Annotated in this window: 12 protein-coding genes; 7 read left to right on the top strand and 5 right to left on the bottom strand. The window is 58.4% G+C overall.

The features are described from left to right. Position 1: 1 nt before the first annotated feature. The 6 genes from EYD00_RS00850 (at position 2) to EYD00_RS00825 (ending at position 3,191) form a co-directional block, all read left to right on the top strand. Positions 2-475 carry a UPF0262 family protein gene (locus EYD00_RS00850; protein ID WP_004439916.1) on the top strand — a complete coding sequence of 158 codons (474 nt, stop codon included), beginning with the start codon at positions 2-4 and terminating at the stop codon, positions 473-475. A gap of 2 nt (positions 476-477) precedes the next feature. After that, positions 478-966, top strand: a complete 489-nt coding sequence (locus EYD00_RS00845; RefSeq protein WP_004439913.1) for an arsenate-mycothiol transferase ArsC — start codon at positions 478-480, stop codon at positions 964-966. Positions 967-1,110: 144 nt separating this feature from the next. Then, positions 1,111-1,329: a translation initiation factor IF-1 gene (gene infA / locus EYD00_RS00840; RefSeq protein WP_003503453.1), complete on the top strand. Its 219-nt coding sequence runs from the start codon at positions 1,111-1,113 to the stop codon at positions 1,327-1,329. A 31-nt stretch (positions 1,330-1,360) separates the two neighbouring features. Further along, the gene (locus EYD00_RS00835; protein WP_004439909.1) at positions 1,361-1,984 is read left to right on the top strand and encodes a Maf-like protein; all 624 of its coding nucleotides are present in this window, start codon (positions 1,361-1,363) and stop codon (positions 1,982-1,984) included. Between the two features lie 3 nt (positions 1,985-1,987). Then, the gene (gene yacG, locus EYD00_RS00830; protein ID WP_004439907.1) at positions 1,988-2,215 is read left to right on the top strand and encodes a DNA gyrase inhibitor YacG; all 228 of its coding nucleotides are present in this window, start codon (positions 1,988-1,990) and stop codon (positions 2,213-2,215) included. 139 nt (positions 2,216-2,354) lie between these two features. Continuing rightward, complete coding sequence (locus EYD00_RS00825) at positions 2,355-3,191, top strand: DUF6030 family protein (RefSeq protein ID WP_004439904.1); 837 nt, start codon at positions 2,355-2,357, stop codon at positions 3,189-3,191. 12 nt (positions 3,192-3,203) lie between these two features. On the opposite strand, the gene galE is transcribed toward EYD00_RS00825, so the two are convergent. The 3 genes from galE to mscL form a co-directional block, all read right to left on the bottom strand. Next, the gene (gene galE / locus EYD00_RS00820; protein ID WP_004439901.1) at positions 3,204-4,235 is read right to left on the bottom strand and encodes a UDP-glucose 4-epimerase GalE; all 1,032 of its coding nucleotides are present in this window, start codon (positions 4,233-4,235) and stop codon (positions 3,204-3,206) included. A gap of 334 nt (positions 4,236-4,569) precedes the next feature. Next, positions 4,570-5,736 carry a pyridoxal phosphate-dependent aminotransferase gene (locus tag EYD00_RS00815; RefSeq protein WP_004439899.1) on the bottom strand — a complete coding sequence of 389 codons (1,167 nt, stop codon included), beginning with the start codon at positions 5,734-5,736 and terminating at the stop codon, positions 4,570-4,572. Positions 5,737-5,884: 148 nt separating this feature from the next. After that, positions 5,885-6,313, bottom strand: a complete 429-nt coding sequence (gene mscL / locus EYD00_RS00810) for a large conductance mechanosensitive channel protein MscL (protein WP_004439896.1) — start codon at positions 6,311-6,313, stop codon at positions 5,885-5,887. A 217-nt stretch (positions 6,314-6,530) separates the two neighbouring features. Here mscL and EYD00_RS00805 point away from each other — a divergent pair, with 217 nt between their 5' ends. Continuing rightward, positions 6,531-10,040 carry a PAS domain-containing hybrid sensor histidine kinase/response regulator gene (locus EYD00_RS00805; RefSeq protein WP_034496313.1) on the top strand — a complete coding sequence of 1,170 codons (3,510 nt, stop codon included), beginning with the start codon at positions 6,531-6,533 and terminating at the stop codon, positions 10,038-10,040. Between the two features lie 54 nt (positions 10,041-10,094). Here the strand turns inward: EYD00_RS00805 and EYD00_RS00800 are convergent, their stop codons facing one another. Then, positions 10,095-11,942, bottom strand: coding sequence for a methyl-accepting chemotaxis protein (locus EYD00_RS00800; protein WP_004439890.1), 1,848 nt, complete (start codon positions 11,940-11,942; stop codon positions 10,095-10,097). 97 nt (positions 11,943-12,039) lie between these two features. Beyond that, a complete protein-coding gene (gene visR, locus EYD00_RS00795; protein ID WP_034496317.1) occupies positions 12,040-12,741 on the bottom strand; it encodes a transcriptional regulator VisR in 702 nt (233 codons plus the stop codon). Positions 12,742-12,764: the final 23 nt, after the last annotated feature.

Genomic DNA, 12,764 nt, shown 5'->3' with positions numbered 1-12,764 from the left:
GATGGCGTCAGGCGACTTCCGGCTCTGCGACGTGGTACTGGACGACAGCATCGGCCGGTCCACGCCCGACGTGGAGCATGAACGCGCCGTCGCTATTTTCGACCTGATCGAAGAAAATACCTTTGAGCCTGCCGGACATGACGGCGGGCCGTACCGGCTTTATATATCGCTCGTCGATTCCAAACTGGTTTTCTCCATCAAGACCGAGGACGACAGGGATGTCTCCACCCATATCCTGTCGCTGACGCCGTTCCGCCGCATCATCAAGGATTATTTCCTGATCTGCGAAAGCTATTACGAGGCGATCCGCTCTTCCACGCCGAGCCAGATCGAGGCGATCGACATGGGCCGGCGCGGCATCCACAATGACGGGTCGCAGACGCTGATGGACCGGCTGTCCGGCAAGATAAAGGTGGATTTCGACACGGCGCGCCGGCTCTTCACCCTTGTCTGTGTGCTTTATTGGCGGGGTTAGAGATGAGCGATCCTGCCGCAGCGCCAAACGAGGGACGAGCACCGAAATCGGTCCTGTTCATGTGCGGCATGAATTCCATCCGCTCCCCCATGGCCGAGGTGATCGCCAAACGATTGGTCGCGCCCGGCATCTACATCCAGTCGGCAGGTGTGCGGGCGGGCGAGCGCGACCCCTTCGTGGATGCGGTGCTGGAGGAGCTGGGTTTTTCGCTCGGCAAGCACAAACCGCGTACTTTGGACGAGATCGAGGATGATTTTTTCGATCTGATCATTACATTAACACCAGAAGCTCATCACGCCGCACTGGAACTGACGCGCTCGAACTCTCTCGATGTGGTCTATTGGCCCACCATGGATCCGACGGTGGTCACTGGCACGCGGGAGCAAATACTCGACGCCTATCGTGAGGTGCGGGACCATCTTGCAAAACTGATTACCGAACGCCTGCCGAAGCGGCAACAGCCGGTGGCGGATACGCTTTCAAAAGACTGAAAACTGCCTCGGCCTGTTAAAATCGATCGCGATTTTCAAGCCGATGCTTTAGAGGTTCACAAATGTGCCGGGATTGTGTAGTTTCCGCGCAATTTTCCCGGACAGGACACGGTCCGGCACTATCAACAGGAAGAAAACCCTTACATGACAAAAGAAGAAGTCCTTGAATTCCCGGGCATCGTAACCGAATTGCTGCCGAACGCAACATTCCGCGTGAAGCTTGAGAACGACCATGAAATCATCGCCCATACGGCGGGCCGCATGCGCAAGAACCGCATCCGCGTTCTCGCAGGCGACAAGGTTCTGGTCGAAATGACGCCTTACGACCTGACCAAGGGCCGCATCACCTATCGCTTCAAGTAATCCGTTTCCGCATCCTACGCCCGGCAGCGCAATGACGAATTCAAAACAAAAGCTCGTTCTCGCTTCTGGATCGCCGCGGCGTCTGGAGCTGCTGCATCAGATCGGCATCGAGCCGGCTCGCCTGATGCCGATGGATATTGACGAGACGCCCGTCAAGCTCGAGCATCCGCGAACGCTCTGCCGCCGTCTTTCCTTGCAGAAAGCGGAAGCGGCACAGGCGGCGCTGAAAAACGAGCAGGCCTGGAAGGACGCCTATGTCCTGGGGTCCGACACGGTCGTTGCTGTCGGTCGACGTATCGTGGGCAAGGCGGAATATACGGAAGAGGCTTCAGCGGCGCTGCATCTTCTTTCCGGGCGCAGCCATTGGGTCTATACCGGCATCTGCCTCGTAACCCCGGGCGGCAAGATCCGGCAGAAGGTGGCGGAGACCAAGGTACGCTTCAAACGCCTGTCGACCCGTGAGATCGATGCCTATATCGCTTCCGGGCAATGGCGCGGCAAAGCGGGCGCTTATGGCATTCAGGGCATCGCCGGTGCGTTCGTGCAGAAATTGACGGGCTCTTACACCAATGTCGTCGGTCTGCCGCTCTATGAGACCATGTCGCTTCTTGCCGGTGAAGGGTTCGAGGTGACGTCTGGCTGGCTGGAGGGATAGGCTGTGGCAAAATCCTCCACCGAAGGCGCTGGAAACGTTACGCCGCTCCGCAAATCCCAACCGTGCCCGGAATGCGGCCGACCATCGACACGGGAAGACTACCCGTTCTGCTCGGATCGCTGCCGCTCGCTCGATCTCGCCCGCTGGCTGAACGGTTCCTACGCCATTCCCGTAGCGGATGATGAGAGCAGCGCCGGCGGACGGGATGGTGACAAGAATTCCTCCGACTGAGGACATCCGCCGGACATTCCGGCGGAACCAGATATTTTAGAACTTTTACTCGCAATTGATATTCGCCGGACCGCCAATGGTCCGATAATTCGCTCCAAACCGGCTGATGCCTATAACAGACAGCCAACAAGGTCCCATGATGGACGCAGGCCCGCAAAAGAGAGTCAGTCTCCGCGCGCTGCTTGTTGCGGTGCTCGTCGTCTGTTTCGCCATATCGGCCACGGTTCTGCTCGCCAATGACAAAAAGCACCTGAGAAGCCTGCTCACCTATCTCAATCTGGCGCCCGCTCCTCTTTCCGCCGTACCATCTGCCAGGGCAAAACCCGTCAAACGGCAGAAGCTTGCCGCGAGAACCATTTATCTGCCACCTCACCTGCTGAAATTCGAGCGCAATGGCGCCAGAGCGTCTTTCGCCCGCGATTTCATCATCTCCGGCAAAGACCTTTGCGACCGGTTCACGGCCGAAGGCTTCACCAGCCCGCGAGGCTGGCACCCTAGTCCGGTGAATAACCGCAGCTTCGAATGTATGGCCGATCTGGGCGAGGCAACGACGGCGGACCCGGCTGGCGCGGCATCGCTTTTCCTGGAAATCCGCGGCGAGGTTTCCGGGGAAATCCGGTCCGTCAGGCTGAAGGCAGTTGCACCGCAGACATCGGCCGGACGCGCTGTCAACGCGAAGCTTGCGGCAGCACTTGCCATGATTATCGAGCAGACCCGTTGGAGAGATATTGGCTCGGTGCTTGAACCGGCGCAGAAGATGCAACAGTATCAGGCGCGACACTTCGGCATTTCGGCTTCCGTGAAGCCGGAACCCACCGCGCCGCACCGCGTGAATGTGATTTTGCTCGCGACCGAAACTTCGGCCGGACTGAAGCTGACACGCGGCTTCTTCGATCGTGATCGATGGCTTCGCCCCGCCAGCGCGTCAGACCGCCCGACTGACTATCGTTCCGTCAAGAAAAACAGGGCAAGGTGATGCGCAGCCGGTTCATCCTATCGCCGCCAGTTTACGCCGTATTGGAGGAATCATCTCGTTTTTCTGGGCCTGGCGCTTGGCCTCCCATTGCAACGCGGTGCGGACGATGGTCGAAAGATCGTTGAAGCGCGGACGCCAACCAAATTCTGACTGGATCCGTCCCGAATCCGCCACCATGGTGGCGATGTCGCCGGCCCGGCGCGGACAGTGGATGACCGGAAAATCATGTCCGGATTCCCGCTGCACGGCATGCAGGACGTCAAGCACCGAATAACCGACGCCATAACCGCAATTGAGCGTTCTTGTGCCGCCGCCGGCGCGCAAATGGGCCATGGCCAGCATGTGCGCTTCGATGAGGTCGCTGACATGGATATAGTCGCGAACGCCGGTGCCATCGGCCGTCGGATAATCCGTCCCGTAAACCTCCACGTGATCCCGGCGCCCGGTTGCAGCTTCGCATGCCACCTTTATGAGATTAGCGACGCCTGTTGGCGAAGGTCCGGCGCGACCCTGGGGGTCGGCTCCGGCCACATTGAAGTAACGCAACGCCACGTAGTTGAAGTCATGTGCGCGCACGACATCGCGCAGCATGATTTCAGAAGCGAGTTTCGACAGACCGTAGGGATTTTCGGGGCTGAGGACCGCCGTTTCCGGCACCGGGCCTTCGAAAGGCTGGTTTCCATACACAGCGGCTGTGGAGGAGAAGATGAAATTGCGGATATCATTCCGCACCGCGGCAGCGACAAGCGCGCGGGTGGTGCCGGTGTTGTTTTCGTAATATTCGAGCGGCCGGCTGATGGATTCGGGAACGCTGACGGAGCCGGCGAAATGGAAAATGGTCTCGATCTGATTTTCTTCGAAAATCTGGTCGAGCAACGCGGGATCCGCCGCATCGCCGAGATAAAAACGCGCCGCTGGCGCGACGGCCCAGCGCGATCCGGTCGAAAGCCGATCGACAACGACGACTTCTTCCCCGGCATCGAGCAAAGCCCACACCATGTGGCTTCCTATATAACCGGCCCCACCCGTGACCAGAACAGCCATGACACTACTTCCCTGTTTGCTTTTCTTGAGCTCATCAAAGCCAATAATTCTTCATCATTGATTACTTGCACAGCGAATACCCAACCAATCCTCCGCCTCTGTGAAAAGGTGGCTTACGATTGGTTAGTGCGATGCAAGGCATTTTATTTATTGTATGAAAATGTTCTCATAGACGGAACGAGGGCGCATTAGCACAAAAAAACCCGCACGTCGATGGCTACGCCGTGGGGTTGTAATTTTCGCGCTTCGGCGTGATGCCCAAAGGCGCGCCGGACAGAGTCGTGCCGATGCTATGTAGGCGCCGTGAAAGGGCAGAGATGCCCGCGAGCGAGGCTTACCGACTAAGGATGTAAGAGGCCAGCCTGTCGGCCGCGTCTTCTATCTGCCTGGGGTTGCGCAGGAAGCAGGCGCGGAGGAACAATTCTCCCCCCGGGCCGAAAGCAGTTCCGGGCGCAAGGCCGACGCCGGTCTTATCGACGATATCAATCGCGGTTGCGCGGCTGTCCGTCACTCCATCGATCTTGAGGAAGGCATAAAGAGCGCCATCCGGTTTCAGAGTTTCGACGCGGTTCGTTGCAATCAAGGCGTCACAGAGAATATCGCGTGAGGTCAAAGCGCGCTCGTAATTCTCGCGAATGAAACCATCGCCCTTGTCGAGGGCCGCGACCGCGCCGCGCTGCATGAATTGCGCCACGCCTGACGTGGAATATTGGATAAGGTTTTCGATCACCTGGCCGATGACTGGCGGAGCGACAAGCCAGCCGACCCGCCAGCCGGTCATCGACCAGTTTTTCGAGAAGGAATTGGCGAAGACGATCTTGTCGTCCGGCTCCATCACATCGAGGAAGGACGGCGCGTGGCTGCCGGAATAATGATAAAGCGCATAAATCTCGTCGGCGACGATCCAAAGATCATGTTTGCGGGCAAGCGCCAGAACATCACGGAGATTGTCTGCCGTCGCTGTCCATCCAGTCGGGTTGGAAGGCGTATTGATGAAAAGCGCCTTGGTCTTGCGGGTAATCGCGCTTTCCAGCCTGTCGATATCGAGATCCCAGCGGCCATCACGAAAATCGATGCCGACCGGAACCGCCTTCGCCCCTGCCACACCGATGGCGGCAACGATATTGGGCCATGTGGGTGAAAGATACACCATCTCGTCGCCCGGTGACGTCAATGCCTGAACGGCAAGCACAATCGCCTGCATACCTGAACCGGTCGCATAAAAATGCTCCGGCGGCAGCGATGCCGCGAAATGGCGTTCGTAATAACGGCTCAGCGCCTGGCGCAGTTCTGGAATACCGCGCTGCCAGGTATAGAAGGTCTCGCCATTGTTCAGACCATCGATGGCGGCCTGATTGATGAAGTCGGGGCTTGGCAGATCGCCTTCGCCAACCCACAGCGGCAGGAGGTTGTCCCGCCCCCGGGCGTAATTCACGACTTCGACAATACCGCTCTCGGGAGCCGCCAGAGAGCGTGCACTCAGACTGTTCAAAATGGACATTAAAGACACTCCGTTTGGTGCCTTCTTATCGCATCGCACCCGCCATGTGCATGATAATCCGTGAGGCGGCCATGGATTTTCTTTATGGATCATCCCGGCAGGAGATCGCCGGCCGCATGGGCCGGCGGTTAAACCAGATTTATCTGGCTCAGCGCGTCTTCAGCAGATCGCGAATTTCGGTAAGCAGCCTCACGTCCTCCGGCGGCGGGGCAGCTGCCGGCTTTTCCTCGACCTTCTTGCGTTCGACGGAATCGCGAAGCTTATTGACGCCCTTCACCATCAAGAAAATGATCCAGGCGAGGATGAGGAAGTTGATGAGAACGGTCAGAAAGTTACCGTAAGCGAAAACGGCGCCCTGCTCGCGGGCTGCGGCGAGCGAGGTGGCATTGACGTTAGAGCTCAGTGGCAGGAAGTAGTTCGAGAAGTCGAACCCGCCGAAGATTGCGCCGACGATAGGCATGATAAGATCGTTGACGACGGAGTCGACGATCTTGCTGAAAGCGGCACCGATAATAACACCCACGGCAAGGTCCATGACATTGCCGCGGGCAATGAAGGTTTTAAATTCGTTAAGCATTCAGATTGTCCCTCTCGTGCTTTGCGAGCTGAAGCTATGTGACTGTCCCTACACCTTCAACCATACAGATTCCCTTACACTTTTGGAATTCGTCAAGATTGCATTTATCGGGTTTTTTGCGCGCTGATCTTGAACTTTATGATCAGACCGCGCTCATTCTCAATGGCGCGGATTTCGCCTATGCTTGATATCAGGAAACTCTTGCATGGGAGGATGCGTGCTTCCTGGGTGGATCATATTCGGTTCGGCTTTCGCCTATATCCTGCTGCTGTTTGCTGTTGCGAGCTACGGGGACAGGAAGAGCCGTAAGAGAAACGCGCCGAAAAAGGGGCGTCCGTTCGTCTATGCGCTCAGCCTTGCGATCTATTGCACCTCCTGGACCTATTTTGGTGGTGTTGGGCTTGCAGCCGACAAGGGACTGGAATTTCTTGGCATCTATACCGGGCCTATCCTTGCCTTCACCCTTGGCATGCCAATCATCCGACGCATCGTTGAGCTTGCCAAAACGGAAAAACTGACCTCGGTTGCAGACTTCATTGCCGCCCGTTATGGCAAGAATTCCACCGTGGCGATGATTGTCGCCATCATCGCGCTCGTCGGCGCCATTCCCTATATCGCGCTGCAGCTGAAAGCGGTTTCCAGCTCGGTGGCGACGATGGTCGACCCCGGTGATTACGGCATCGGCAGCGGCAACCTCTACTTCCTCGATCTGCCGCTTGTTGTCACCATTGTCATGGCGGGCTTCGCCGTCATGTTCGGCACCCGCCACACGGATGCAACCGAACATCAGGACGGGCTCATACTGGCGATCTCGATGGAATCGCTGGTCAAGCTCGTCGCCATGTGCACCGTCGGCTTCTATGTGCTCTTCGTGCTCTTCGATGGTCCCGCGCATCTATGGCAGCTCGCCTCCGCCAATGAACAGGCGATGCAGGCCATCTCCTATCACACGCCCGTCAGCCGCTGGATCGTCATGACCCTGCTTTCCGGCTTCGCCATCATCCTGCTGCCGCGTCAGTTCCATGTCACAGTCGTGGAAAACCGGACGCCGGAAGAGTTGCGCATGGCGGGGTTCCTGCTACCGCTCTATCTCATCGCCATCAACATCTTCGTACTGCCGATCGCTCTTGCCGGCATTCTGACGCTCGGCGCCAATGGCGACGCCGATCTCTACGTGCTGCAATTGCCGCTCAACCATCAGATGCCGGTCGTGTCCCTGATCACCTTCATCGGCGGTTTTTCGGCCGCGACCGCGATGGTGATCGTCGCGTCGGTCGCGCTGTCGATCATGATTTCCAATGACATTGTCATGCCGATCTTCCTGCGACAGAAGCTGTTGAATCGCTCACCGCACCGGGACAACTTCGCCAAGACCCTGCTCAACATCCGCAGAACGGCGATCTTTGCCGTTATGCTGCTGGGTTATGGTTATTATCGCGCCGCCGACAGCGCCACGGGTCTTGCCTCCATCGGCCTGCTGGCCTTCGCTGCAATTGCCCAGATGGCCCCTGCCCTTTTCGGCGGCCTCTTCTGGCGGCGGGCCAATGCGCGCGGCGCAATCGCGGGGTTGAGTTCCGGCTTCTTCGTCTGGGCCTATCTGCTTTTCCTGCCGAGCTTCGGCGGGCCTGACAATTCCGAGGTTGCGGCGAATATTCTCGGCTTCCTGTTTTCCGGCAGCACCGTGTTCAACGGGCCTGAAGCCGATCCATTCGTGAATGCAGTCATTCTCAGTCTTCTCGTCAACAGCATGGCGTTTGTACTCGGCTCGCTTTCGCGCAATCCAAGACCGGTAGAACGCATTCAGTCCGGCATCTTCGTCAAGCGTCATTCAAAATCGCAATTCGCCACCCGCGGCTGGAAAACCCGTGTCAGCGTCGGCGATCTGAAAAGCGCGATCGCCCGCTATCTCGGCGAAGAGCGCATGCTCCGTTCATTGGCCACCTATGAAAAAACGGCCGGCAGAAAGCTGAATGACGACCAGCCGGCGGACATGGCGCTGATCCACTTCTCCGAACAGTTACTCGGCAGCGCCATCGGCTCTTCCTCCGCCCGCTTGGTGCTCTCGATCATTCTGCAGAAGGCGGAAGACACCAGCGCAGACACGGCGTGGCTGCTCGACCAGGCAAGCGAAGCGCTGCAGTATAATCAGGACATGTTGCAGACGGCGCTGGCGCAGATGGACCAGGGTATCGCCGTTTTCGATAGCTCCCAGCAACTGACGATCTGGAACCGGCGCTTTCGCACTCTTCTGGACCTGCCCGAGCAGTTCGGCCAGGTGGGCGTACCACTAACCGACATCGTCTCCATGCTGCAGGAACGAGGCGACATGCCGGCCGGTGATACGGAACAGTTGATCACCAGCTTTCTGACCATGGACCTGCCATTCCCTCTGGTGCTGGCGGGCGGCGAACGCATCATCGAGGTGCGCTCCAACACGATGCCGGACAAGGGCATTGTCGCAACCTTCACCGACATTACCCAGAGGGTGGCAAGCGATCAGGCGCTGAAACAGGCGAATGAAACGCTGGAACAGCGTGTAGTGGAGCGGACCGCCGAACTGACCCGCGTCAACCGCGCGCTGGCTGAGGCGAGAGCGGCAGCCGACGAGGCGAACATCGGCAAGACGCGGTTTTTCGCCGCCGCCGGCCACGATATTCTCCAGCCATTGAATGCCGCCCGTCTCTACTCATCCTCGCTGGTCGAACGGCTCGGAGAATCGGGAGAAAGCGAACTCGTGCAGAATATCGACTCAGCGCTGGAATCGGTCGAGACCATCCTTGGCGCGGTGCTCGATATTTCCCGTCTGGACACCGGCTCGATGAAGGCGCGCATGACATCCGTTCCGCTGAACGACTTGCTGAAGCGGATCGAGACCGATTTTGCGCCGATGGCGCAGGAGAAGAACCTCGACCTCGTGGTCATGCCGACTTCGCTGACGGTACGGTCTGATCCCAACCTCCTGCGGCGTCTAATACAGAACCTGGTTTCCAACGCCATCAAATACACGTTGAAGGGCAAAGTGGTTGTCGGCGCGCGCCGCCGGGGCGGCGAAGTGGTCATTCAGGTGACGGACTCCGGCATCGGCATACCCGCCTCCAAGTTCCGCACGGTCTTCAAAGAATTCGCCCGGCTGGACGAAGGTGCAAAAACGGCCTCGGGGCTCGGCCTTGGTCTTTCCATCGTCGACCGGTTGTCGCGCATGCTGCACCATCCGGTTCAATTGATTTCCACGCCGGGCAAGGGCACGACCTTCCGTATTCACCTCACGCGTGAGGAAGATCGTGTCGCACCCGCGAAGTCGGGCGGCCTCATCGCCAATCCTGCTGCCAGCGATCGCCTCCAGGGCGTGCGGGTGCTGTGCATCGACAACGAGCCGAAAATCCTTGAGGGCATGACGCTGTTGCTGACGGGATGGGGCTGCGACGTTTTACCAGCGGGATCCGTGGCGGCGCTGGAAGAACCATTTCTTTCTCTGACCGCAGCACCCGACGTCATCGTCGCTGATTATCATCTTGATGATGGCGATGGCATCAGCGCCATCCGCCTCATCAGGACATTTTATGGCAAAACGATCCCGGCTCTGCTGGTAACGGCAGATCGTAGCCCGGAAGTGCGCAGCGATGCCGAAAAATACGGAATTGCCGTCCAGCACAAGCCGGTGAAACCGGCGGCGCTGCGCGCCTATATCAACCAGATATCCAGTACCGTGCGGGCAGCGGCCGAGTAAAAACTCCCGGACCTTGCGATCCGGGAGCGGTATCTATCTTCAAAAACCGGCGTATCAGGCCGCTTGATTGTACCGGTCTCGGCCTGTCGCCGAGCCCTGCTCCATCTGGAACCGCTGCACGAGTTCGAGGAGCGCCTTGACTTCACCGGACAGTATCATGCTGGCCGCGCTTGACTGTTCGGCAAGCGCTGCGTTCTGCTGGGTCATCTGGTCCATCTGGTTGACGGAACTGTTGACGTTGTGAAGTGCGGAAGACTGATCCTGCGTTGCCGTCGCAATGGTTTCGACATGCTGGCTGACGGTAACGATCTGCTGGCTGATGGCGGAAAGAACCGTGCCCGCCTCCTGCACCAGCTTCGACCCGGAACTGACCTCATGCGTCGATTGATTGATGAGTTGCTTGATCTCGCGGGCTGCGTCGGCGGAGCGCTGGGCAAGCTCGCGCACTTCCTGCGCCACGACGGCGAAGCCCTTGCCGGCCTCACCAGCACGTGCGGCCTCGATACCGGCATTGAGCGCCAGAAGGTTGGTCTGAAAAGCAATGTCGTCGATGACCTCGATGATCTGTTCGATCTTGCGCGAGGCGTCTTCGATGCGGCCCATGGCGTCGACGGCATTGCTGACGACCGAACCGGAGCTGTCGGCGCTCTGCTTGGTAATGCGAACGGCCTCATTGGCCTCGCGCGCCCTTTCAGCCGATGACTTGACGGTAGCGGTGATTTCCTCGACAGCGGCAGCGGTCTCCTCCAGCGAGGCGGCCTGGTTTTCGGTCCGCTTCGACAGATCGACCGAAGATTGCTCGATTTCGATACCGCTGTGCTGAATGACGAGCGTGCGCTCCCGGATCTGACCCAGCGCATCCCGCAGGTTGAGCAGGGAACTGTTGAAGTCCGTGCGCAGCCGGTCGAGGCGACCCGAGAAGGGCGTATCAATCGTACGGCTGAGATCGCCACGCGATAGCCTGCCGAGACCGGACGCAATCTCGTCGACCGCGAATTCGATCTGGCCGTCCAGCTCCCGTTTCTCGGCGTCATTGCGGTAACGTTCGGACTCGGCCGCAGCACGTTCCTCGGCGCTCTTGCCCTCAATCGCCAGTTTCTCAAGTGCATTTTCGCGGAAAATCACCAAAGCGCGTGCAATGTTGCCAAACTCATTGGTGTTGGTGGCATAGGGGATCGGTGTATCGAGATTGCCGTCCGAAAGGGACTTCACTGCATCGGTCAGCTTGCCCAGGGGCTGAAGCGTACGCTTGATGACGAAATAGGCGAGCAAGCCGACGCCAAGCATGGCGAGCCCGCCACAGATCAGCATCATGTCGCGCAGGCTGTATATCTGCGCATCGTAGACATCCATGGGAACACCCACGAACAGAATGCCGACGGTTGCGCCGGTTTTGTTCGTAACGGGCATATAACCCGTCATGTAGCTGGTGCCGAACAGCGTCGCGGTGCCGAAATAGGATTCACCCTTGGAGACTTTTTCGAAAGCGGGATGATCGGTCGCAAGCTTGGTTCCTGCTGCTCTCTCGCCCTTTTCGTTCTTCAGATTGGTGGTCATGCGAATGAATTCGCCGCCTCTGGCTTCAAAAACAGTGGAGATGCCACCGTTTCCGGCTGCGGTGCGGTCGACGAGATCATTATCGCGCATCGTTCCGATGCTGGCGCGGCCCACGCTCTTGAGGTCGCCATCCACCAATTCGAGGGCAACACCGCCAACTTTCAGTTCGTAAAGGATCGCCATGCTGCGCATTGCGCTGTGCGTATCACGCAGCGCGGTGGTGATGATATTGTCCTTCAAGCGAATGTAAGTCGAAAAACCAACCGCCGCCACGCTGAGCGCGATCAGGCCGATCGTCAAAGCCACGACCTTGCCAGCAACGGACTTAAAGAGCCGGTTGTGCATGAAACAGTTCCCCAAAGCCAAACTTATAAAAGTTCTAATGGGCAACTGTTAAAAAAACGCGAAGTGCCGGCGAAGGGGGCGGTAGACCCGCCCGCCGTTAATGGATGTAGCCGAGCCGGATGGCTTTCGCGATCGCCTGGATACGGTTGACGGAATCAAGCTTGATCGTCGCCGAACCGAGATAGGCGTTGACGGTGTGGACCGACAGCCCGAGCTTGACCGCGATTTCTTCGCTGATACGGCCATCGCCCGCCAGTTGCAGGCAGGCGATTTCCCTCTCGCTCAACGCTTCCGAGGGCGCCGCCTTGCGCTCGTCCAGCGCCAGCATATCGACCATGATCTCGCAGCACTTGATGTGCTGCTCGATCACCACTTCATTGTCGAGAACGAGATTGGTGCCGCAAAAGACGATATAGCCGTTACCGATGGTGCCGAGGCGCACCGGTAGCGCCAGACCCGCATAGGGCAACGTATCGTTCTCGATCCGGCGCAGAAGCGCAGGCACGTCGGGGAGATCGGCAAAACCGCCGGCATTCTTGTTGCGCCAGATGACCGGCAGAAGCGACGTCTCGATGTGATCGAGAAGAATATCGCCGACAGCGCGAATGAACTGCGTGCTCTGCTCCGCGGCATTCATGCCCCAGTTTTCCAGCTCGCAGGTCAGCTTCTTCTTGTTGGGGAAACCGGAAGCGGCCGCCTTCGTCACCACGAAATTGCGCGCGCCGACCAGCTTCTGCATGGCGACAAGCTTCGGAAACAGATCCGACCGGCTCGTCACGACAGGGCTGCGGTAAAACATGCCCGTTTGACCAGTACCCTCAT

The sequence above is a fragment of the Agrobacterium sp. 33MFTa1.1 genome (genome assembly GCF_004328495.1).
In the GTDB taxonomy this organism is placed as follows: domain Bacteria; phylum Pseudomonadota; class Alphaproteobacteria; order Rhizobiales; family Rhizobiaceae; genus Agrobacterium; species Agrobacterium pusense.
This window is presented reverse-complemented; position numbering and strand designations above follow the sequence as displayed.

Bases quoted from the DNA above. Each gene is read 5' to 3' on its own strand.
- EYD00_RS00850 (WP_004439916.1), top strand. From the start codon at position 2: ATGGCGTCAGGCGACTTCCGGCTCTGCGACGTGGTACTGGACGACAGC.
- EYD00_RS00845 (WP_004439913.1), top strand. From the start codon at position 478: ATGAGCGATCCTGCCGCAGCGCCAAACGAGGGACGAGCACCGAAATCG.
- infA (WP_003503453.1), top strand. From the start codon at position 1,111: ATGACAAAAGAAGAAGTCCTTGAATTCCCGGGCATCGTAACCGAATTG.
- EYD00_RS00835 (WP_004439909.1), top strand. From the start codon at position 1,361: ATGACGAATTCAAAACAAAAGCTCGTTCTCGCTTCTGGATCGCCGCGG.
- EYD00_RS00825 (WP_004439904.1), top strand. From the start codon at position 2,355: ATGGACGCAGGCCCGCAAAAGAGAGTCAGTCTCCGCGCGCTGCTTGTT.
- galE (WP_004439901.1), bottom strand. From the start codon at position 4,235: ATGGCTGTTCTGGTCACGGGTGGGGCCGGTTATATAGGAAGCCACATG.
- EYD00_RS00815 (WP_004439899.1), bottom strand. From the start codon at position 5,736: ATGTCCATTTTGAACAGTCTGAGTGCACGCTCTCTGGCGGCTCCCGAG.
- mscL (WP_004439896.1), bottom strand. From the start codon at position 6,313: ATGCTTAACGAATTTAAAACCTTCATTGCCCGCGGCAATGTCATGGAC.
- EYD00_RS00800 (WP_004439890.1), bottom strand. From the start codon at position 11,942: ATGCACAACCGGCTCTTTAAGTCCGTTGCTGGCAAGGTCGTGGCTTTG.
- visR (WP_034496317.1), bottom strand. From the start codon at position 12,741: ATGTTTTACCGCAGCCCTGTCGTGACGAGCCGGTCGGATCTGTTTCCG.